This window comes from Paracoccus sp. IB05, assembly GCF_016405985.1.
GTDB lineage: Bacteria > Pseudomonadota > Alphaproteobacteria > Rhodobacterales > Rhodobacteraceae > Pseudogemmobacter.
Genome location: NZ_JAEFCF010000005.1, coordinates 20,358 through 42,650 on the forward strand (window position 1 = coordinate 20,358; position 22,293 = coordinate 42,650).

Consider the following 22,293-nt stretch of genomic DNA (forward strand, 5'->3'; position numbering starts at 1 on the left):
CAATATGTTAATTGGCTTCTGCGTCCCCCTTAGCTGCATTACGAGGTGCGCCATACCCGCAACACCCGCTCGGCTCCCCCAAAAGATGCGCGAAAATTCGCTTGCCAAGCAATTAAAGCGCTTACTCTCTTCATGTGGCTGCTCTGCAACGTGAGGTTGCTCTTCTGACAGATGCGTCGATCGGGAGCGATTACAGGAGTGACGTGCAATCTTGTTTTATCGGGCTCGCCTTCGCTTAACAGAAAAAACTCACGCAAAAACAACAACTTAGCAAAGCATTCACGACAGTTGTGCCGCTGGCGCCTGGCTTCCTCGGCGGGACGGTCTCGACCTTCTTTCCGGCGTAGTTTCAGGCCTTCTGCGCGGGGGCGCTCTGATGCCCCAAGGCATGAACCTTCAACCCCTGAAAACCTCTTTCTCGGAGATCGAGCGTCAGCGGCGTTCGCCTGACATCGCGGCCAAGCGCATCGCTGTCCTCGCTGATGCGCAAGAGCCTGTGTCGTCCTATCAGGACGCGTTCTGCGCCTCCGGCGCAACGTCGGTCGGCGGGCGTAAGAACACCGTCTCGACCATCGAGCGGCGTCTCTCGGCGCTGGTCTGGGCCTATACCCAACGCGGCATTGTCCTAGACCGGCACAACCGGCACCTCGCCACCGTCCTCGCGGGCGTCCGCAACACCGACGCCGCGCCTCCGCGCCAGAAGGAGGCGATCCTGTCCGACGATCTTCTTACCATGCTTGAAACCTGCGACCGAGGCCCCCTGCGGGGGCTGCGCGACAGGGCCATGTTGCTGATGGAATTTGCCGGGAGCTTGCGCCGGTCCGAGATCATCGGGTTGGATCCAGGCCGTGACCAGACGGAGGATGGGCGCGGCTGTATCGAGGTTCTGCCCGGCGGCTTGCTGGTGCCCCTCCGAGGCAAGACCGGCTGGCGCGAGGTCGAGATCAACCGCGGGTCTTCGCCCGCGACCTGCCCGGTCGAGGCGCTGGAACTATGGCTGAAGTTCGGCGTATCAGCCAGGGACCGCTGTTCCGTCGTGTAACCGGCAGGGAAAAGGAACCGGGGCCGCTTCGCCTCAACGACCGCGAGATCGCAAGGCTGGTCAGGCGGGCCGCTCAGACCGCGGAACTTGCGGGGCGATCTGCCCGAGAAGGACCGCCCTGCCCTCTTCTCCGGCCACAGCCTTCGCGCCGGCCTGGCCTCCTCGGCCGAGGTCGACGAGCGGTATGTGCAGAAGCAGCCTGGCCATGCCAGCGCCGAGATGACACGCAGGTATCAGCGCTGGCGCGACAGGTTCCGGGTGAACCTGACCAAAGCTGCCGGATTGTAAACCAAACCTGTTCGTCATGATCGAAGCGCGCCTTTCTCTCTGTGGAAGCAAGATTCGGCCAAAGCCAGAAGCCCCTGCCAGACGACTTATCCACATAAGCCACCGGACGCTGGCAGCTGCTTTGCCGCCTCCTAAGGTGTAGCGCGAGCTTTACTCGTTAAGTTATTGATTTATAGTAGTATTTCTTCATCAGAAAACCACTCTCTAAACGCAATTCTCGGCCTCAACGGTTTTGGCTGGATTAATCGAGCGAAACTGTTAAAGTGACAAAAATAACAACATCGAGGGCAGCAATGAGTGCGATACAGGCATCTCAGCGGTTCGAAACAATGTCTACGCGGCTCGGCAACCGTTTGCGAGAGCATGCCGAAGAGACCTTCCCGCCGGATGCTCAAAAGGGCCTTCGGCGCTTCGCCATGCGCGAAGCCGCTGATCTGTTGCGCATCAATCAAAATACCTTTCGCCATCATGTGTCAAACCTGGAAGGTTTTCCGGAGGGCATACTTGAGGGTGGCAATCGGCGATCTTTTACTGCCAGCGAACTGGTTGAGGCGCAGCGCATACTTCTGGACACGGGGCGCATCCGCCGTGAGGACCACCCTCATCGCACGGACGGCGAAGCCTGTCAGGTTGTCACTGTCTTCAATCTGAAGGGCGGCTCTGCCAAGACCTCGACCGTGACCCACCTCGGGCAGCTTCTTGGCTTGCGCGGCTATCGTGTACTGCTCATCGATCTGGACAGCCAGGCCAGCCTGACCAATCTCTTCGGTATCACGCCCGAGCTCGCGCCCGACATGCCGACCTCCTACGATCTTATTCGTGCAGACAGCCCCCTGCCCGCTTCAGAGATCATCAGGAAAACCAACTTCCCTACCGTGGACCTCATCCCCGCGTCGATGGACATTATGGAGTATGAGTTCGAGGTCGCATTAAGCTTCCGCAGCGGGACGACGACCTTCCACACCCAGCTCAAGGAAGCGCTCGAACCCGTTCTTGGTAACTACGATATCGTCCTCATCGACACCCCACCGCAGCTCAACTTCTCGGTAATCTCTTCCATCTTTGCGTCAACGGGCGTCCTGATCCCGCTTAATGCTTCCATGCTGGATGTGATGTCTCTCGCCAGCTTTCTTAAAATGGCAAGCAGTCTGATGGGCGTGGTCGAGAGCCACGCCCCTGAGCATGGGCTGAACTTCGTTCGTCTTCTGTTGACCCGCTATGAGCCGACAGACGGGCCACAGGTGCAGATCTCGTCTCTTTTGCGAACAGTGCTCGGGGATTCGGTCCTGCCCGCCGAGTTCCTGAAATCGACCGCCATTGGCGATGCCGCTAACACTCAGCAGAGCATCTTCGAGGTAGAACCGAAGGACGTGAACCGTCGAACATATGAGCGGGCAATCGAATCCGTCTCTCGGATTACCGACGAGGTAGAACGGGAAATCCGTAAGGCATGGGGACGGACCTATGGCGCGTAAGGTATTCGGCTCCACTCTCAAAAAGGCGATGGATGAAGGCGTTTCTCTCGATGCCATCGAAGCGCAGGCGATGCAGACCCGGACCAGTCCGACTGTTGCACGGGCCCAGGCTTCGGTCATAGAAGAGGACAAACATGCTACCCGACTGATCGACCCAAATCTGATCCGTATGTCCGCAGTTCAGGATCGCCTCGATCCGTCAGACGGTCTCGAAGAGCTCGTGGAGTCCATCCGGGAGCACGGCCAGAAGGTCGCCATCCTTGTCCGCCGACTGGCAGATGGGGCCTATGAAATCGTTTATGGCAGGCGGCGCCTTCTCGCCTGCCGAGAGCTGGGACAAAAAGTCCGGGCGACGGTCATGGAGCTTTCGGACGAAGAAGCTCTGATCGCCCAGGGCGTAGAAAACAATGCGCGCCAGGACCCTTCCTTTATCGAACGAGCGATTTTTGTTTCGGGCATCATCGCAGAACTCGGTAAGACCGACGAGACCCGGAAGAACGCCCAGACGGTTGCGTATCGTGCATTGCAAATCGATGAGTCTCTGGTTTCACGGATGCACCGCATCGCATCAGCAATCCCGATGGTCCTGATCCGGGCCATTGGACCTGCGCATGGCTCCGGGCGGCGGATCTGGGAGAAGCTCGCAAAGCTTTGCGAAGCAACCCCCGATCTCGCAGGTGCGGTGGCAAATGGTTTACCGAAGGACCTTCCCGGTGCCGGGCGGCTGGAGTTGGCCATAAACCGCATGAGTCCTCCCCCTGCCCCCGCCACCAAACCGGCGAGGTCAGATCGGATCACGATCAAGCGGAAGGGCAACAAAATCACTCTCGAAGCCGATCTTGTGATGCTGCCTCAGCTTGAAGACGCCGTTCGCAATCTGGTTGCTGAGCTTCTTGACCGCGGTCAAGAAGAAGCGCCGGAACCTGCCCCAGGCACAGCCATACCGTCTTGACCGCGGTCAAGACGGACAACTCATAACAACGATAACGAGCAGAAAGGAGGACAGGAGCGAAAAAGAAAGACCCCCCGAAAGCGGTGCTTCCGAAGGGCCTCAATTAGTCTCGACACCTGATTGATACCCTACATACGAATCGGCATCAACATCGCTTGCGGTGATCGGGGATACTTTTTCATCCTAAATCAGCATGAAGCACATCACATCCACGGTCCTTGCGGCCGGGGCACAGGAAACTTGTGCCAAATCCGCGGAGCACTCGCTCCCCGGCATGGGGTCGATTACCCTGCAGCCAGCATTCCGGCCGATCTCTCGTCGTGACATTATGGCCGCGGTCAACACATGCAGCCGCGATCTCGGCATCCGGCAAGGGGCGGTTGTAGTCCTCGACGCTCTGCTGAGCTGCCTGCCCTGCCAGGGCACGGATGGTCGCGAGACCCCTGTCTCTCCGACCACCCTGCTAACGGTCTACGCCAGCAACGAAACCCTGTGCTTCCGCGCCAGGGGTCTCACCGACCGTCAACTGCGTCGGCATCTGGAGAGACTCGAAGCCGCCGGCCTGATCCGCCGCCGTGACAGTGCAAATGGCAAGCGCTTCCCCGTCATGCAACGCGGAAAGCCGATCGGCGCCTTCGGGCTGGACCTGTCGCCTCTCTTCGCCCAGTCCGACAAGCTGCTCGCCCTTGCCCTGCAACGCCGCGAAGAAGCCGACGAGTTGCGTGGGCTGCGCGCCCAGATCCTCAGACTTCGCGCGGCCTGTACTGACCTCCAATTGAGCGCCGCTGCCGTCACGTTTATCGACGGGCTGCGCAACCTCGTGCGGCGCACCTCGCTGACCCTCATTGAGGCTCGGTCAGCTCTCTCACAGCTGACCGCGGTCGTCTCTTCTCATACCGCCCTCCAAACGGCGGCCATTTGCGAAACCAAACTGGTTGAGCAACACCTACCTTCCAATGATGAAGCCGCAGATCCTGCTTCCCCCACCGAGACCACGACCAACAGCAACACCACCGAAGCAGCCCCGGAAGCCTTTCAGGCCCTCACCGCAGAAACCTGCAGCCTCCCCCCAACCAAACAAATGCCCGGCTCTGACGGACAGAATGTCCGCCACATAGAGCAAGACTCAGATACAAAAAAAAGAAAGAGAGAAGCCACGGATCTTCCCAGTTGGGCAGCCCTGAACGAGATCAGTGCTTTCTATGAAGAGCCGACCAGCTCCCAAGAGGCCACATGCATCGCTTTCGAATTCGGAAAGATGCTGAGAATAAGCCAGGACATTCTCGCCAGCGCTGCGAGCAAGCTCGGGCTCTGGGAACTTCTCAGACTTGAAAACCGCATGGCAAAGCAGATCGGAAGCATCCTCAACCCTGATGCCTATGTGAGATCCCTCCTGCGGGCGTGACCCCTGACCGCGGTCGGATGGCCCTGAAACACGCAGATAGACCGCTCGAGGGAAATCGGATAGGTTCTTTGATTGTTCTCATACGGAGATGCCGCGAGGAGGAATCATGTGCTGGTGTGGACGGGTGCTCACCCACCTGCGCTATGGTCTTCCGGACCACGGTCAAAAACCTGAGGAGATAGCGATGAAGAACCCACCAGTCCGCATCGGCATGGATACATCCAAATCCGTCTTCCAGTTGCACGGGGTAGACGCGGACGAAGTTGTCGTCATCCGCAGATCATTCCGGCTGTCCGAGATGATCCACTATTTCGAGAAGTTGTCGCCTGTGCCCGTCGCCATCGAATCCTGCGGCAGTTCGCATCATTGGGCGCGGTTGCTCACCTCGCTTGGCCACGATGTGAGGCTGATACCGCCGCAATATGTGAAACCCTACGTTAAGCGGGGCAAAAACGATGCTGCAGATGCAGGGGCACTTTGTGAGGCGGTCACCCGACCGAGCATGCGCTTTGTGCCGATCAAGTCGAAAGAACAACAGGCTGCCTGTATGTTGATGACCGTGCGCGAACGTCTGGTCTCGGTCAAATCGCAGCTCTCGAATGCGTTCCGCAGCTATGCCGCCGAATTCGGCATTGTCGGTGCCGCTGGCCGGCAGAATGTCAATGAGCTGATACAACGTGTTCTGGAAGAAGAGACCTTGCCCGAACTGGCCCGGGAACCCTTCCGCTTCCAGGCCAGGGAATATGCTGCCGTCGAGACCCGCCTTGAAGAGATAGAGGCCAGGCTGATGAAATGGCACCGCGAGAATGAGGCCAGCCGACGTATCGCGACGATAGCCTTACCAGTCTTGCAGGACGCATGAGATGGAACACCCAATCGGTCGATACGCGCGTGATTCCGAAGGTTACACTGGCCCTGACAAGGTCGCTCATGTGCCTGGAGCGGGCGTAGCGCACACCATCTGGGCCAGCGAGTTCGCCTTGCGCAAACAGGCCGGACATCTGACAGCAAACGATTTGGCTAAAAGTCTTCTGCAATCCTGACAAGAGAGGGGGTCCACATCTGCAACCTTTACGCCCAGACCAAAAGCCAGGACGCGATGCGCCAGGTCTTTCGTGATGTGTTGGACCAGGACGAAGACGAGGAGCTTATCGATGCCACGGGCAATCTCGCGCCAGCTCCCGGTCTCTTTCCTGACTATCCGGCGCCGATCATTCGCCGCGGTAACGGCCGCAACTGGACCCTGACCACGGCCCGATGGGGCATGCCGACCCCATCAGTCTATCTTTCGGCCAGGCGCACGGATCCGGGCGTCACGAATATCCGCAACATCAGCTCGCCCCATTGGCGCCGCTGGCTCGGACCAGCGCATCGCTGCCTCATTCCCTTCACCAGCTTCTCCGAACCCGATGGCCGACCGGGGGCAGCTCGCAACAGCCCGGTCTGGTTTGCCCTCGGCCAGGATCGTCCGCTTGCCTTCTTCGCCGGCATCCGTACCGAATGGACCTCGGTCAGGAAGCTGAAAGAGGGCGAAGTGACTGCGGAGCTCTTCGGTTTCCTGACCTGCGAGCCCAATGCCGAGGTCCGGCCCGTGCATCCCAAAGCCATGCCGGTGATCCTGACGCGCCCCGAGGACTGGCGCTGCTGGCTGACCGCGGACACCAATACGGCGCTGAAACTGCAGCGCCCGCTCCCCGACGGGCAGCTTCAGATCGTGGCGGAGGGGCATCATGCGGACCCTGCGTAACTGGCTTACATATGAGAGTCATGCTGACCCGCTGCACCTTCTGAACAGCCGCGTTCATGAAGTCGAAGGGCGCGGTCGGATCGGGTTCGCTCTCTTTCAGGCCGCCCGGCTGGCGGGGCCGGTCTTCTGGATCATGCTGGCGCATGACCGGGACAGGCTGCTGCCGGGATCCCTGCCGGAAGGTGTAGCCGGGCGGCTGCATCTCATCGAGGCCCCTGGTGAGACGGATCTGCTCTGGGCTGTTGAAGAGGCTCTGCGGGCGCGGCCGGTGTCTCTGGTCATCGCGGCGCCGGAAAAGCCCATCACGCTGACCGCGGGCAGGCGGCTCCAGCTTGCTGCCGAGGCCGGGGACACCACGGGCCTCATGCTGATCCAGGAGGGCAGGGGGAGCAATGCCGCCGAGACGCGCTGGAAATGTGATCCGCTGCCTTCACCTGCGGACTCGACTCGCCATCGCTGGGCTCTTAGTAAGAACAAAAAGGGAACAATCATATTCTGTGATGTGAGCTGGAATGGCGCGACGGCTGCTGTCCATCTGGTTCCCCAGGCTCGCGAGCGATGTCAGCCTGAGGATCCGCCCGCTTGACGGGCCTTTCGCGTTGACGCTCCGGGCGTCGAACGCGGAACATCTGCATTGCCTGAACAAAGCCGCCACGGCGGCAGGCCTCCATCCCGGCATGCCGCTCGCCGATGCGCGCGCGGTCTGCCCGGCGCTTTCGACCCGTCCGGCCGATCTGATCCGCGAGGGCAGGGCGCTTGAGGGCCTGCGACGGTGGGCGAGCCGTTACGGACCACATGCAGCGAAAGACGGAACGGATGGCCTGGTCGTCGATGTCTCGGGCGTGCCGCATCTCTTTGGCGGCGAGGCAGAGCTGCTTGCCGATCTCGAGGCGCGGTGTGAGCGGACAGGGGTTGGCGCAAAGAGCGCCATAGCGGAAACCCGGGGCGGAGCCTGGGCCCTTGCCCGTCATGGCGGTGGCGTGATCCCGGAAGGCGGGCTCCTGGCCCGGCTTGGGCCGATGCCGGTCAGCGCGCTTCGGATCGAACCTGCGGTTGCCGAAGCTCTGACCCGGCTTGGGCTGAACAGGATCGTCGACCTGACCAATGTTCCCCGGGCACCACTGGCCCGCCGGTTCGGCGCGGATCTTCTGCTGCGGCTGGATCAGGCGCTCGGAACGCAGGTTGAACCCGTCGCGGCGGGGTCAGAGGCCCCGCATTTCGGGGTGCGGATGACCCTGCCCGATCCGATCGGGCTGACGGCGGATGTCATGGGCGTGCTTGACCGGCTGCTCGTGCGGCTTTGCGACAGGCTGGCATCGGCCCGGATGGGCGCGCGCGCGGTCCGGCTGGAGCTGCAGCGCGTAGACCGCTCGGCTGCGGTGGTCGATGTGGGGCTGGCCCGCGCAATGCGCGATCCGGCCCGGATCTCGGCCTTGTTCCTCAAAGGGGTCGATGAGGTCGATTCCGGCTTTGGGATCGACGGGCTGCGCCTCACCGCCACAATGACCGAGCCGCTGGCCCCCGAGCAGATCGGCAATACAGAGGCGCGGGCCGGGGATGAGCTTTCGGATCTGATCTCCCGGATCGGCAACCGGCTCGGGTTTGACGCCGTGCAGCGCTTCCAGCCCGCCAGCAGCCGCATTCCCGAGCGCAGTTTCGTGACCGTTCCGGCCGTCTCTGCGCCGCCGGTGCCGTTCCCGCAGGGGCGTCGCCCCCGCCGGCCCATCACCCTCTTTCCGGCAGAGCCCCTGACCCAGGTCTCGGGCAACCCGCCCGCCCGGTTCAGCTGGCGCAGGATGGGCTTTACCACATTGCGGGCGCATGGCCCGGAGCGGATCACGCCGGAATGGTGGTGCGACGATCCGGCCTGGCGTTCCGGCGTGCGGGATTACTGGCGGGTAGAGACCAGTGAGGGGCCACGGCTCTGGCTTTTCCGCACGCCGCAATCGGGGTCACGGGACTGGTATGCACAGGGGGTTTTCCTGTGACCGCCTATGCCGAACTCTGCGTGACCTCGAATTTTACCTTCCTGCGCGGGGCGTCCCACCCCGAGGAACTGGTGAAACGCGCGGCCGATCTTGGCCTCACGGCCATCGCCATCACCGACCGCAACTCGGTCGCGGGGGTGGTCCGGGCTTTTTCTGCTCTGAAGGAGCTCGCACGGGTCGCGCAGGAGGCCGGCCAAAGTCAGGGGGGGCAGGATGTTTCTCTGCCCCGCCTGATCCCCGGGGCGCGTCTCGTGCTGACCGACAGCCCTGTGGAATGGCTCGCGCTGCCAACCGATCTGGCCGCCTGGTCGCGGCTCACACGGCTTCTATCGCTCGGGAAAAGGCGCGCTGAAAAGGGCAGCTGCCATATCGGTCTGGCCGATCTCGAGGAATGGGGCAGGGGGATGATCCTGATCGCCCTGCCGCCCGATCCGCTGGAAAAGAGCGGCTTCGAGCGGGATCTGCTCCGGGTTTCCGCCCGCTTCTCCGGTCAGTGCTTCCTTGGCGCGGCCCCCGTCTATGACGGGCAGGATCAGGAACGGCTTGATTGTCTGGCCGGGATTTCGCAGGCGACCGGCTTGCCCAAAGTCGCGGTCGGCGATGTGCTGATGCACCGCTCAAGCCGGCGCCCGGTCGCTGATGTGCTGACCTGTATCCGCGAGGGCTGCACCATCGACACTATCGGTGACCGGCGCCTTGCCAATGGGGAACATCGCCTGAAATCCGGCGAGGAACTGGCCCGTATCTTCCACCGCTATCCGGCGGCACTGCGCCGCACGGTCGAGATCGCCGACCGCTGTGCGTTCCGCATGGACCAGCTGCGCTACCAGTATCCCGACGAGGCAAAGGACGGGGAACCGGCCCAGACCCGGCTCGAGCGGCTGGCGCGCGAAGGGCTGCACTGGCGCTACCCAGGCGGCGCGCCCCCGAAGATCGTCAGCCGCGTCGAGAAGGAACTGCGCCTGATCGCCGAGGTGGAATACGCCCCCTACTTTCTGACCGTCTATGACATCGTCAGCTTTGCGCGATCAAAAGGCATCCTTTGCCAGGGCCGGGGGTCTGCCGCGAATTCCGTGGTCTGCTATCTGCTGGGCATCACCGAAGTGCCGCCTGAAAGCATCACCCTGATTTTCGAGCGGTTCATCTCGAAAGACCGCGGCGAGCCGCCGGATATCGATGTTGATTTCGAACATGAGCGCCGCGAGGAGGTGATCCAGTGGATCTATAAGCGCTACACCCGCGAATGCGCCGGGCTGACCGCCGTGGTGATCCATTTCCGCGCCCGCGCCGCAATCCGCGAGGTCGGCAAGGTCATGGGGCTCAGCCAGGACGTGATCGCCCGGCTTTCGGGCCAGATCTGGGGCTGGTCGTCAGAGGCCCCCGGCGAGGACCGGCTGCGTGACGCGGGCCTCAGCCCCGGGGACAACCGCGTGGCCCTTGCGGTGAAGCTGATCGCCGAGATTATCGGCTTCCCCCGGCACCTCTCGCAGCATGTCGGCGGTTTTGTCATCACGCAGGGAAGGCTGGACGATCTCTGTCCGATCGAGAATGCCGCGATGGAGAACCGCACCGTCATCGAATGGGACAAGGATGATATCGACGCGCTCGGGCTGTTGAAGGTCGATGTGCTGGCGCTCGGGATGCTGACCGCGATCCGCAAGGCCTTTGGCCTGATCAGGGATCACCGGCAAGAGCATATGACGCTCGCGAATATCCCACCCGATGATGCTTCTGTCTATGACATGCTCTGCCGCGCGGATGCGATCGGGGTGTTCCAGGTCGAAAGCCGGGCGCAGCTGAACTTTCTGCCCCGGATGAAGCCCCGGGAATTCTATGATCTCGTCTGCGAGGTGGCCATCGTCCGGCCCGGGCCGATCCAGGGCGGCATGGTCCATCCCTTCATCAACCGCCGCCAGGGCCGTGAGAAAGTCGAAGATCTTGGCCCGGCCATGATGGAGGTGCTGGGCCGCACTTACGGGGTGCCGCTGTTTCAGGAACAGGCCATGCAGATCGCCGTTGTGGCAGCCGGTTTCACCCCGGCCGAGGCCGACCGGCTGCGCCGCTCGCTTGCGACCTTCAAACGGATGGGCACCATCGGCGGCTTTCGCGACCGCTTTATCGGCGGTATGCTGGAACGTAGATATGATGCCGATTTCGCGGCACGCTGCTTTGCCCAGATCGAGGGCTTCGGCTCTTACGGCTTCCCCGAAAGCCATGCGGCCAGCTTCGCCCGGCTGGTCTATGTTTCGGCCTGGCTCAAGCGCCACCATCAGGCGATCTTCACCTGCGCGCTGCTGAATGCCCAGCCGATGGGGTTCTACGCGCCGGCCCAGCTGGTGCGCGATGCGCGCGATCACGGTGTCGAGGTACGCCCCGTCTCGGTGAACGAGTCCGTCTGGGAGTGCACCATCGAGCCCCGGGCCGATGGATCGCATGCGTTGCGGCTTGGATTTTGTCAGGTGAAGGGGATGCGTGAAGAGGATGCGGACTGGATCAAGGCCGCACGTGGCAATGGCTATCCCGATGTCGAAAGCGTCTGGCGCCGTGCGGGGCTCAGGCCCGACGCGCTGGACCGGCTGGCAGAGGCCGATGGTTTCGCGGGTCTGGGTCTCTCGCGGCGCGATGCCCTCTGGCAGGCGAAAGCGCTGAAGGCGCCAAAGCCGCTGCCGCTGTTCGGCCTCGACGGGGAAGGCGGGCAGGAGCCGATGAGCGATCTGCCCCGGATGACGCTCGGCCAGGAGGTGATCGAGGATTACCTGTCCCTGCGCCTCAGCCTGCGGGCCCATCCTCTGGAACTCCTGCGACCCAATCTGCCCGAAAGCCTGCCGGCGGCCTCGCTCCTGCACGCGACAGGCCGCATCCGGCTCACGGGGCTGGTCATCACCCGCCAGCGCCCGGGCACCGCCTCGGGCGTGGTCTTTCTCACCCTTGAGGACGAGACCGGCACCGCGAATGTCGTGGTCTGGAAGAAGATCTATGAGGCCTTCCGCCCCGCCGTGGTGGCGGGGCGGCTTTTGCGGGTGACGGGGCGGATCGAGCGTGACGGACAGGTCACCCATCTGATCGCGGAAGCAATCGAGGATCTGTCAGCGCGGCTTTCAACCATCGGGCATCAGCTGCGGATCGGGGCCGAAACCGAGAGGGCAGGGGAGACCGTCAGGCCGACGCGGACAGCGGGCAGGGCGCGGCATCCGAGAGAGCAGGCGAAGAAGCTGTTCCCCAGCCGGGATTTTCACTGAGGAACCGCGCGCTGAGCTGATCCTTCCGTATGGAGGTTTCTTTGCCAGTGCCAGTATCGAGGCTGATATCAGCCCCGTTGATACCTGCCCCCTTGAACCCACGGGATTCTTCGCGGTCCATAGCGCAAACCGGCCTGTAATGTCTTTGCAGCAGGCCGTCGTCTGTGGATACGGGCGGACCGGATAGGGAACATGCGGCGATCCACCGGGGTCCGGAAGAGCCGGATCCCCGCTGCGATGAGCTGATCGCGGGATCTGCCGTCAGGGATCAGGGCGCAGCGCCCGCCCCCGCGCGGCGAGTTCGAGGGCATTGCGCACCCCCATCTTGCTCAGCACCTTTTCGCGATGCGCCTCGACCGTGCGGATCGCAATCCCAAGCTGATCGGCAATCTGCTTGTTCATCGCACCGGTCAGCATCAGGTCCATCACCTCGGCCTCGCGCTGCGACAGCGAGGCGCGGCGATGGTCGAAATCGCGCCGATGCACCGCCTGGGTCTGCGCGGCGAGGCCAGCGGCAATCGCGCGCAAAGCGAGATCAACGATGTGATTGTCATTGAAGGGTTTTTCAACAAAATCAAAGGCCCCGGCCTTCAGTGTCCGTACCGCGATCGGCACATCGGCATGGCCGGTCAGAAAGATCACCGGCACCACCGAGCCCATGGAATGCAGCCGTTCATAGACCTCGGGCCCCGACAGGCCCCCCATGCGGACATCCATGATGATGCAGGTCATATCCTCCAGCGGCTGCGCGGCGAGAAAATCCTCGCCCGAGGCCCAGAGCCGGGTTTCGATATCGCGCGAGGCCAGCAAAAAGGCCAGCGCGTCGCGGATCGCCTCTTCATCGTCAACGATGTCAACCAGTCCGGTCATGCATCCCCCCTGCTGCCCTCAGCTTTTCCCTCGTCTTCCCCGGATCTCATGGCCGGCAAGGCGACCGTGAACACCGTTCCCCCCTCCCGCGCTTCGCGCCAGGTCAGGCTGCCGCCATGCACTTCTATGATCGAGCGGCAGATTTTCAGACCCATTCCCATACCCTGCGGCTTGGTGGTGGCAAAGGCTTCGAAAATGCTTTCGCGCAGATCGGCAGAGATGCCCGCGCCGCAATCGTCGACCTCAAGCACCACCTTGCCCGGCGCTTCCGACAGCCGGACGGTGACCGTATCGCCATGGCGGGTCTCGGCCATGGCCTCCATACCGTTGCGGATCAGGTTGATCAGCACCTGTTCCAGCAGGATACGGTCAGCGGCCACCTCTTGCCTGACCGCGCCGTCGCGCAGAAGCCTGACCCGGTGTTCGCGCGCATCGGCCTGCAAAAAGCCCAGCGTTTCATCGACCACTGCAGTCAGATCAAGCGGCTGAAAATGCGGCTCGCGCTTTTTCACCAGATCCTGGATCCGCCGGATGATCTGACCGGCGCGGTCGGCCTGACGGGCCAGTTTTTCTGTGGCGGTTCTGAGCACCTGAGGATCGGCTTTCTGGCGTTCCATCAGGTTCAGCATCCCCGCCGCATAAGAGGCGATGGCCGCCAGCGGCTGGTTCAGCTCATGCGCCAGCGTCGAGGCCATCTCGCCCAAAGTCACCAGCCGGCCGGTCCGCGCCAGGGTCTCATCCTGCAACCGGGTGCGCCGGGCCGCGCGGCGCGCCTCGGTAATATCGATCACCGAGCCCATCCAGCCGCGATGCGCGCCCATCGCATCGATCAGCGGCGCCTCATAGACTTCGATGTCAATCTCGCGCCCGTCGCGGGCAACGAAACGGGTCTCGAAGCGCTGGCTGACCGCGCCGCCGGCGGCAAGCTGGCTATGGCGTTCCTGCGTCTCGGTCAGGATCGAGGGGTCCCAATAGGGCATTGGCGGCTGATGCCCTATCAGCTCCTCCGCCTCCCAGCCGACCAGATTGCAAAAGGCCGGATTGACGAAGAGAATGCGCCCGTCATGGTCCTTGGCGCGCAGACCGACGGTCAGGCTTTCCTCCATCGAACGGCGAAAGGCGGTCTCACTCCAGAGCCGCATTTCGGTCTCGCGGCGTCGTTTCGACGAGCGGTAGAGCACGCCAAGCGCCAGCACCGCAAAGGCCGCAAGGGCGGCAATGGCGCCGAAAAGCGCGGTGGCGCGGAAGGCTCCGGGCGCGGTATAGGCGCTGATATGCAGCCAGGTTCCCCGCAGCGGCGGATCGAAGCTGATGATATGTTTCGGATTTTCCGGGTCTTCTGCAAGGCGCTGGCGGCTGGCCAGAACATTGCCGGACAGATCGACCAGCAGGACGCCATATTGTTCGGCGATCCACCAGGGCAGATGGCGGTCGAGCACGCGGGGCAGGGAAAGCGTTGCGGTAATCACGCCCTGGCGCTCTGCCAGCGGCACGCCGATGGTCACCAGACCATCGCGCCCGACGGCGCCATAAACCGGGCGGATCGCCCCCGCAGGGCTGGCAAGGATCCGCGTGACCAGCGCGGCATCCGCCTCTGAACCAATGGCGGGCACCGCTGATCCAGGGGCGCCATCGGCATCAAACCACAGGATCGAAACCACTTCGGGATTGGACATGATATGGCTGCGCGCCCTTGCGGCGATCACCTGATCCGACACGCCGCCGGCATGATCCAGCGCCAGCCGGACCAGCATATCCTCATCCACACCCAGCTGGAATCGCAGGGTCTGCTCGACCCAGAGCGCATCGGTCGCGAGTTTGTCGCGGGCTTTCCCGACCTCGTCGCGGGCCACCAGCCAGACCAGCGCCCAGACCATGCCAACCAGCGCGATGATCGCCAGCAGCGGCACCAGGGACAAGAGATCCACACGCCTGCGCGGCGGATGCGCGATCTCCATCGCCCAGGAGCCGCCACGCGGCGCCGCCCGCCCGGTCTGATCGGGAGAGCCGGGCCGGGCGCGGGCACTCAAAGGCGCGGCCTCAGTCATTGACGGGTCCGTGACCGTATCGCCTCACCCTTTGCTCCTGCTGCCGGGATCCTGTGTTGCCATATCTGTTTGCCCCCGCGCCCCATACGCAACTTTCTTGCCTTATTGCGGGAATCCACAATAGCGAAACCGTGATCACGCTGGCAAGGAAGCAAACGGAAATCCCACGGCAGGAGGGCGGTGGGATCTGAGGAGGATATCATGATCACTCGTCGTTCACTTGCCGCTCTGGCCGGCGCCGCTGCTCTCGCCCTGTCCGTGGCCGCCCCGGCCCTGGCCCAATCTGTCACCATCAAATTCAGCCATGTGGTGGCTCCCGACACGCCCAAGGGCAAAGGGGCCCAGAAATTCAAGGAACTGGCCGAGAAATACACCGAAGGCGCGGTGCTGGTTGAGGTCTATCCCAACAGCCAGCTTTACAAAGACAAAGAAGAGCTGGAGGCGCTGCAGCTTGGCGCCGTTCAGATGCTCGCGCCCTCGCTTGCGAAATTCGGCCCATTGGGCGTGCAGCAGTTCGAGCTGTTCGATCTGCCCTATCTGATGGCGGATTACGACGATCTGCGGAAGATCACCGATGGCGAGATCGGTCAGGAACTGCTGGGCCTTCTCGATCCCAAGGGCATCAAAGGGCTGGCCTATTGGGACAATGGTTTCAAGATCATGTCCGCCAATTCGCCGATCGAAAGCACCGATGATTTCCTCGGCCTGAAGATGCGCATCCAGTCTTCGAAGATCCTTGAGGCGCAGATGCTGGCGCTGGATGCGGTGCCGCAGGTGCTGCCTTTCTCCGAAGTCTATCAGGCGTTGCAGACCGGCGTGGTCGACGGCACCGAAAACCCGCCCTCGAATATGTTCACCCAGAAGATGCATGAAGTGCAAAAGCATGCAACGCTTTCGAACCATGGCTATCTCGGTTATGCGGTCATCGTGAACAAGGCCTTCTGGGACGGTCTGGACCCTGCGATCCGCGAGCAGCTGGACCGCGCGATGGAAGAATCGACCATCTATGCCAATTCCATCGCCCGCGAAGAGAATGAATGGGCGATGGCCGAGATGGTGAAGGCCGGCTACACCACCTTCCACGAGCTGACTGAAGACGAGCGCGCCGAATGGATCGCGCGGCTGCGTCCGGTCCATGATGAGATGGCGTCCCGGATCGGCGCTGATCTGATCGCCAAAGCGCATGGCGTGCTCGGCATCGAATAATCCCGTCTGACAGATTTCCCTGCATGAACCCGGGGGCGCGGTCTCTCCGCGCCCCTTTTTTGATCCCCTGACACGAGGTTTTGCCATGTTTCTGCGCATCCTCGACCGTTTCGAGGAGGTCCTGATCTCGGTGCTGATGGCAGCCGCCGTGATCCTGATCTTTGTTGCGGTCTTCCATCGCTTTTCGATCGGCTATGCCGCCGATCTGGTGCGCTATGCGCGCGCCAATGAGATGCCCGAACTGCAATCCTGGGCGCGTTCGGTCTATTCCTCGATCAATTCGATCAAGCTGACCTGGGCCCAGGAGGCCTGTATCTATCTCTTTGTCTGGATGGCGAAATTCGGAGCCGCCTACGGCGTGCGGATCGGCATCCATGTCGGCGTCGATATGGTTGTGCTGAAGCTTGATGCCAAATGGCAGCGGATCGTGACGATCATCGCCATGTCGGGCGGCATCCTGTTCACCGCGATCCTTGTCTGGATCGGCACCACCTTTGTTTACCATGTCGGCGTCGGCGGCCAGATCTCGGCTGACCTCGAAATGCCGATGTGGATCGTCTATCTCGCGGTGCCGCTCGGCTCGGCGCTGATGTGCTTCCGCTTCATCCAGGCGCTGCATCTTTATGTCACCACCGGCCAGATCGTGCATCACGAGCATGGTCATGTCGACGGCATGGATGACGCGCCGGCACCCGCCAATGGAGGTGCCGCGAAATGACCGCACTTATCATCTTTGCCATTCTGACCCTGCTGCTGGCGACCTCGATGCCGGTGTCCATCGCGCTTGGTCTGACGGTGTTCAGCTTTCTCTATTTCTTCACCTCGATCCCGATGGACAGCATCGCGCTGAAGCTGTTCACCGGCATCGAGAAATTCGAGATCATGGCGATTCCCTTCTTCATCCTGGCGGGGAATTTCCTGACCCATGGCGGGGTTGCCAAACGGATGATCGCCTTTGCCACCTCGATGGTCGGGCACTGGCATGGCGGCATGGGTCTTGCGGCCGTGGTGGCCTGCGCGCTTTTCGCTGCGATTTCGGGGTCAAGCCCGGCGACCGTGATGGCCGTGGGGTCGATCATGATCCCGGCCATGGTGAAAATGGGCTATCCGCCGCAATTCGCGGTCGGCCCGGTGGCGGCGGCCGGGGGACTTGGCATCCTGATCCCGCCGTCCATCGTCATGGTGATGTATGCGGTGGCCACATCGGGGATGATGGCGACCGGGCCGGATGGCGAGGTCGTCTTCTCGCCCTCGATCGGGCAGATCTTCATCGCGGGCGTGGTGCCGGGGCTGATATTGGCCGCGATGTATGCGGCCACCACCGTCTGGCGGGCCTGGAAGAACGGCTATCCGCGGCTGCCGCGCGCCGGCTGGGGCGAGCGCTTTGCCGCGTTCCGCAAGTCGATCTGGGGCCTTTTGCTGATCGTTATCATCATGGGCGGCATCTATGGCGGTATCTTCACCCCCACCGAAGCCGCAGCGGTCTCGGCGGTCTATGCCTTCGTCATTGCGGTCTTTGTCTATAAAGACATCCGGATGCGCGATGTGCCGAAAGTGCTGCTGACCTCTGCAGCGATGTCGGCGATGCTGCTTTACATCATCACCAATGCTGTGATGTTCGCCTTCATCCTGACCTCGGAACAGATCCCGCAGCATATGTCGGACTGGATCGTCAGCCTGGGCTTTGGCAAGATCGGCTTCCTGCTGATGGTCAATATCATGCTGCTGGTGATCGGCATGGTGATGGAACCTTCGGCGATCATCCTGATCATGGCGCCGATCCTCTATCCGATTGCGGTGAAACTGGGGATCGACCCGGTCCATTTCGGCATCATCCTGATCGTCAATATGGAGATCGGCCTTGCCACTCCACCGGTCGGGCTCAACCTCTATGTCGGATCGGCGATCTCGAAACTGGGCCTGACCGAGGTTTCGAAATCGGTGGTGCCCTGGCTGCTGACCGCGCTGGTTTTCCTGATGATGATCACCTACATCCCGGAAATAACGCTGTTCCTGCCACGGCTTATGGGGATGTAGCGACGATCTGCGGCGGATCTCGTCCGTGACCTGAAATCTCGCGGCCTGCTTTGGGCGGGTCGCGGGATTTGTGTATTTGCCCCCCCGGCGCTTTGCCCTCATATGAGACCAGCGCCCATATGAGATGAGCGCCGGTAACGGTTGCCAGTTTCTATTCTTCGCCGCAGACCTGCTCGCGCCGGAGGCAATGATAGAACGATCCTCTCACGATGAAGGTCAGATCCTGGCCGGGACGATTGTCATCGCGGATGATCAGCCTGATATCCTGGCGCAGTGCCGGGTCGGTCGGCCTGGATGATGCGAACCACATCCTGAGCCAGTCTTCTTTGTCGCAGATCCGGAACCCTGTGCCGGGATCATGCAGATGGAGATTGAAAATGATGAGATTTCTTATCGCCGCGACGCTGGCAATCAGCGCGGCAGGCGGTGCCTTCGCCCAGACCTTTGACCCCCTGAAGGGGGTGGTGAAGCCGAAAGCCGGCTCGCTCCTTTCCATGCCAGAGCTGAAGGACCTGCCGCACATCACCGTATCGCCGGGCCTTGCGGGGAAAATGCCTCTGGGGGTCAGAGGCAGGGGCTGCACATTCTACGAACATATCAACGGAAAAGGCGCGGACTGGAAGAAACCCGTCGAAGGGCAGGCGAGGCGCCATACCGGCGGCACGGTCACCTCGGTCTGGGCGCGGACCATGCCGACTTTGGGCGAATGGTGGAATGACCGGATTTCCCCGGTGCAATGCGACAGCGGACCAAAGCTGATCTGCACCGTGTGATCCTGCGCCAGCTGTTTGACCGCCAGCACCTGGCGGTTGCGGTTGATCACCAGCGCCGCCAGACCGACCGCCTCCAGCGTGCCCAGCGTTGTTTCGGCAATCATCATGCCAAGACGCGCCGACATCATCAGCGCCCGCGTCAGATGCGGGCGCAGCTGATCCAGCAGAGCGACATGTTCAGGCTGATGCGGGCCATTGTCATAGGCGCGGTCGATCGTCAGCACCGTAAGCTCCTGCGTCAGCAAGGGCGCCACGGTGCCAACCTGCCAGCCAGCCAGACAGCAGCGTTCACCGGCTTTTGCGGCACACCGGCGCGCTCAGCCCGCCGCCCGGCCCATCCCGGTCAGATACCATTCCACAAAGCGGCGCTGGCGCCCTTCCATCACCGCCAGCGGGCCGGGCTGGTAATAGCGCGAACTGACGCCTTTCTGGTTGTCCTCGGTGATGCGCTTATCTGCCTCCGAGGTCACGACCCACATCCAGGACAGCGCTTCGGGATCGTAGTCACGCCCCGCCTCGGCCTCGCCATGCACCAGCCAGAGGATCTCCATCTCGCATTCGCTCACCCCATGGGGGATGAACCGGTAGATCACCGTATGATCGGGATAAGACAGGCTGTAGCTGACCGGCCCCATATTCAGATAGGTGGTCCCGCCGTCATAGCGCGTGAACTGTCCCATCAGCGGCGCGACCGGCGCGCCGCCCGCACTGCCGCTGCGCGCGCCGTCAAGCAGGGCAAAGCGCTTGCACCAGACCGGTTCGCGCCCCTCACCGGCTGCAATGCCCCAAAGATCGGTCTCGGGCAGATCAAGGCCCTGGGCTGCCGCCTCGGCCTGCATCGCGGCAAAGAGACCGGCGACCTTTTCGGGCGACTGATCGTTGGAATGGATCCCGCTGAATTCGGGATGCGAGGGGCCGCAATGATAGCATTCCAGATAATTCTCGACCGCGAGCTTCCAGTTCGCCGCGATGCGCCAGCTTTTGCGCAGGGCCACTTTCGCGGTCTCCCAGCCATAGGCGCGGGCGACGGTGGCGATCACCTCCTGCGCCGCAGAGAAATCCGGCGGCTGATCGGCGAAGGTGAAGAAAATCAGCCCGCCGGCGATCCTGACCTGCAACTGCCGCAGCCCATGATCCTCGCGCGAAAACTCGGGGCCCATGTCGCGCGCCGCCCGGAGCGCGCCGTCCAGATGATAGGCCCAGGCGTGATAGGGGCAGATGAACAGCCGCGCATTGCCAGAGCGTTCCAGGCAGACGCGCGATCCGCGATGGCGGCAGACATTGGCCAGCGCGCGGATCTCATTGTCACGGCCCCGGACCAGGATCACCGATTCCCCGGCGAATTCAACGGTGAAGAAATCGCCGGGCGCGGCCAGGCTGCTGATATGGCCGGCGCAAATCCAGTGGCGGAACAGGAAGCGTTCCAGATCCTCGGCATAGATCGCGGGATCGGTGTAGAACGGCTGCAAAGGTGAACGCCCCGGCGGCTGCAGCGCCAGGAGTTTTTCGATCCGGGACCCGATGGTGGCGGCGGCAAGCGGGCTGATTTCGGTCATCGTGGCTGTTCTCTGCGAAGAGGGTGAAGGGGGAGATGCAGGCGGCGGGGCAATCAGAACAGATGAAACTTTTATCGCTCGCGATCACGCCCGTTCCGGCGTGTCGCGCGGCCTGCCGCGCAGATAAGGGCTGTTCCTGAAAAGATTAGCGTGCTGCGTCCTTGTTTCCTATCAGCAGATCCCCTCATTCTCGATCAGTACAGATTGAGAAAACCAGCTGATGACCAGATACGAGAAAGTGGCCGGGATGATCACCGCGCGCATCGGCGCGGGCGCTTTGCGGCCGGGGGATCGTCTGCCCTCGGTGCGGCAGATGAGCCGGATCACCGGGTTCAGCGCGGTCACAGTGCTGCATGGCTATGAGCTTTTGGAAAGCCGTGGTCTGTGCCGCGCGCAGCCGCGCTCGGGTTATTTCGTCACAGCCGTTCCGCCCGCGCCTGAAAGCCTGCCCGATACCGCCCCTGACGACAGGGCAGGGGATCTGCACAGCCAGCTCCTGCGTCCACAGCAGGACCGCCGGTTCGAGACCTTTGGTGCCATGTGGATCTGTGACGATCTGATCCCGCGCGCCCAGGCCGACCGCATCATGCGCCAGTCGCTGCGCACCGGCAGCCGCCGCCTTGCCGAGGGGCTGGAGCCCGATGGCGATCTGCGGATGCGTGAGGAGATCTGCCGCCATATCGCCCGCCGCGGCACCTTTGCCCAGCCGGGTGAGATCCTGATCACCGGATCGGCGATCCAGGCCTGCAACCTCTGTCTCGACAGCTTTACCCGGCCGGGCGATACCGTTCTGGTGGAAAGCCCCGGCTATTTCCCGCTGCTGGCGACGCTGCGGCGGCGCGATCTGAAGGTGATCGAAATCACCCCCGATCCGCTGCGCGGCCTTGACCCGGAGGAATTTGCCCGGCTGCTGGCAGCGCATCCGGTGCGCGCGGCGATCCTGACGGTGACCAACCACTTTCCGACCGGCGTCACCTGTCCGCCAGAGGTGATGGAGCGGCTTGTCGCCATCGCCGCGCGTCATGGCACCGTGATCATCGAGAATGATATGTTTGGCGATCTTGGCTACCGTCCGGGCCCGCGCGTCACGCTGCGGCATTTCGATCAGGGCGCCACGGTGGTGCAGATCGGCAGCTTCGAATTCACCCTGCCGCCGGAATATGGCTATGGCTGGGTGGTGGGCGGATTGCACAAACGCGATCTGTTGGTCACCCATTACATGAACGGGCACCGTCTGCGCGACGGTTTCGTGCAATGGGGCATCGCGCGCTATCTCTCGGGGCGCAGCTATGACCGCCAGCTGCGCAACCTCAACCGCACGCTCGCGCGCCGGATGCAGGAGGGCCGTGCGATCCTGACCGAAGCCCTGGGCGGACGGGGCGTGCTTTCTGATCCGGCGGGGGGCTTCACCTGCTGGCTGAGCCTGCCCGCGCCGCTGGACCAGGGCGTGCTTTTGCGCGAAGCGGGCAAGGCCCGGACCAGTTTTCTGCCCGGCACGATCTTTGCACCTGTCACGCCCGATCCCGGGGCCAATTTCGCCGCGGCGCTGGCGCTGAATTTCTCCTTCCGCTGGACCCAGGAGACCAGCGCGCGGCTGCGCCACCTCGCATCGCTTTTATGTGCCGGTTAACACCGCGTGTTCTTCGTGCCGCAGATCCGGTTTGCAG

At 62.5% G+C, this 22,293-nt stretch carries 17 protein-coding genes and 1 pseudogene; 13 read left to right on the forward strand and 5 right to left on the reverse strand.

The genetic code is table 11. The features are described from left to right. The first annotated feature begins 388 nt into the window (after positions 1-388). From JC607_RS25950 to JC607_RS04745, 9 genes and pseudogenes are all read left to right on the forward strand, one after another. Positions 389-1,042 carry a hypothetical protein gene (locus JC607_RS25950; RefSeq protein ID WP_198835798.1) on the forward strand — a complete coding sequence of 218 codons (654 nt, stop codon included), beginning with the start codon at positions 389-391 and terminating at the stop codon, positions 1,040-1,042. 617 nt (positions 1,043-1,659) lie between these two features. Beyond that, complete coding sequence (gene repA / locus JC607_RS04710) at positions 1,660-2,805, forward strand: plasmid partitioning protein RepA (protein WP_198835799.1); 1,146 nt, start codon at positions 1,660-1,662, stop codon at positions 2,803-2,805. After that, positions 2,795-3,757 carry a ParB/RepB/Spo0J family partition protein gene (locus tag JC607_RS04715; RefSeq protein ID WP_198835800.1) on the forward strand — a complete coding sequence of 321 codons (963 nt, stop codon included), beginning with the start codon at positions 2,795-2,797 and terminating at the stop codon, positions 3,755-3,757. Before repA ends, JC607_RS04715 begins: the two co-directional genes overlap by 11 nt. Positions 3,758-4,031: 274 nt before the next feature. Next, positions 4,032-5,162, forward strand: a complete 1,131-nt coding sequence (locus JC607_RS04720; RefSeq protein ID WP_233092667.1) for a helix-turn-helix domain-containing protein — start codon at positions 4,032-4,034, stop codon at positions 5,160-5,162. 184 nt (positions 5,163-5,346) lie between these two features. After that, positions 5,347-5,997 (forward strand): annotated as a pseudogene (locus JC607_RS04725) (IS110 family transposase); the annotation flags it as partial. Between the two features lie 225 nt (positions 5,998-6,222). Continuing rightward, positions 6,223-6,909, forward strand: a complete 687-nt coding sequence (locus JC607_RS04730; protein WP_198835931.1) for an SOS response-associated peptidase family protein — start codon at positions 6,223-6,225, stop codon at positions 6,907-6,909. Continuing rightward, entirely contained in the window at positions 6,893-7,495 is a 603-nt protein-coding gene (locus JC607_RS04735) for an ImuA family protein (RefSeq protein ID WP_233092669.1), read from the forward strand. Before JC607_RS04730 ends, JC607_RS04735 begins: the two co-directional genes overlap by 17 nt. Next, positions 7,422-8,897 carry a DNA polymerase Y family protein gene (locus JC607_RS04740; protein WP_198835803.1) on the forward strand — a complete coding sequence of 492 codons (1,476 nt, stop codon included), beginning with the start codon at positions 7,422-7,424 and terminating at the stop codon, positions 8,895-8,897. Before JC607_RS04735 ends, JC607_RS04740 begins: the two co-directional genes overlap by 74 nt. After that, positions 8,894-12,136 carry an error-prone DNA polymerase gene (locus JC607_RS04745; RefSeq protein WP_198835804.1) on the forward strand — a complete coding sequence of 1,081 codons (3,243 nt, stop codon included), beginning with the start codon at positions 8,894-8,896 and terminating at the stop codon, positions 12,134-12,136. The genes JC607_RS04740 and JC607_RS04745 overlap by 4 nt, the downstream gene beginning before the upstream one ends. 261 nt (positions 12,137-12,397) lie before the next feature. On the opposite strand, the gene JC607_RS04750 is transcribed toward JC607_RS04745, so the two are convergent. After that, on the reverse strand, positions 12,398-13,006 hold the full coding sequence (locus tag JC607_RS04750) for a response regulator transcription factor (RefSeq protein ID WP_198835805.1): 609 nt from the start codon (positions 13,004-13,006) through the stop codon (positions 12,398-12,400). After that, on the reverse strand, positions 13,003-15,054 hold the full coding sequence (locus JC607_RS04755; protein ID WP_198835806.1) for a PAS domain S-box protein: 2,052 nt from the start codon (positions 15,052-15,054) through the stop codon (positions 13,003-13,005). The genes JC607_RS04750 and JC607_RS04755 overlap by 4 nt, the downstream gene beginning before the upstream one ends. Positions 15,055-15,255: 201 nt before the next feature. Here JC607_RS04755 and JC607_RS04760 point away from each other — a divergent pair, with 201 nt between their 5' ends. The 3 genes from JC607_RS04760 to JC607_RS04770 all read left to right on the forward strand — a co-directional run bounded on the left by JC607_RS04760 (position 15,256) and on the right by JC607_RS04770 (position 18,297). After that, positions 15,256-16,260 (forward strand): TRAP transporter substrate-binding protein, encoded by a 1,005-nt coding sequence (locus JC607_RS04760; protein ID WP_198835807.1) that lies wholly within the window; start codon positions 15,256-15,258, stop codon positions 16,258-16,260. Between the two features lie 85 nt (positions 16,261-16,345). Then, entirely contained in the window at positions 16,346-16,978 is a 633-nt protein-coding gene (locus JC607_RS04765) for a TRAP transporter small permease (protein WP_198835808.1), read from the forward strand. Continuing rightward, positions 16,975-18,297, forward strand: a complete 1,323-nt coding sequence (locus JC607_RS04770; protein ID WP_198835809.1) for a TRAP transporter large permease — start codon at positions 16,975-16,977, stop codon at positions 18,295-18,297. Before JC607_RS04765 ends, JC607_RS04770 begins: the two co-directional genes overlap by 4 nt. Before the next feature lie 151 nt (positions 18,298-18,448). Here JC607_RS04770 and JC607_RS04775 read toward each other — a convergent pair whose 3' ends face one another. The 3 genes from JC607_RS04775 to JC607_RS04785 all read right to left on the reverse strand — a co-directional run bounded on the left by JC607_RS04775 (position 18,449) and on the right by JC607_RS04785 (position 20,626). Then, positions 18,449-18,793 (reverse strand): hypothetical protein, encoded by a 345-nt coding sequence (locus tag JC607_RS04775; RefSeq protein ID WP_198835810.1) that lies wholly within the window; start codon positions 18,791-18,793, stop codon positions 18,449-18,451. 90 nt (positions 18,794-18,883) lie between these two features. Further along, the gene (locus JC607_RS04780) at positions 18,884-19,324 is read right to left on the reverse strand and encodes a hypothetical protein (protein ID WP_198835811.1); all 441 of its coding nucleotides are present in this window, start codon (positions 19,322-19,324) and stop codon (positions 18,884-18,886) included. Positions 19,325-19,387: 63 nt separating this feature from the next. After that, positions 19,388-20,626 carry an aromatic ring-hydroxylating dioxygenase subunit alpha gene (locus JC607_RS04785; protein WP_198835812.1) on the reverse strand — a complete coding sequence of 413 codons (1,239 nt, stop codon included), beginning with the start codon at positions 20,624-20,626 and terminating at the stop codon, positions 19,388-19,390. Between the two features lie 220 nt (positions 20,627-20,846). On the opposite strand from JC607_RS04785, the gene JC607_RS04790 reads away from it, so the two are divergent. Further along, positions 20,847-22,256, forward strand: coding sequence for a PLP-dependent aminotransferase family protein (locus JC607_RS04790; protein WP_198835813.1), 1,410 nt, complete (start codon positions 20,847-20,849; stop codon positions 22,254-22,256). Positions 22,257-22,293: the final 37 nt, after the last annotated feature.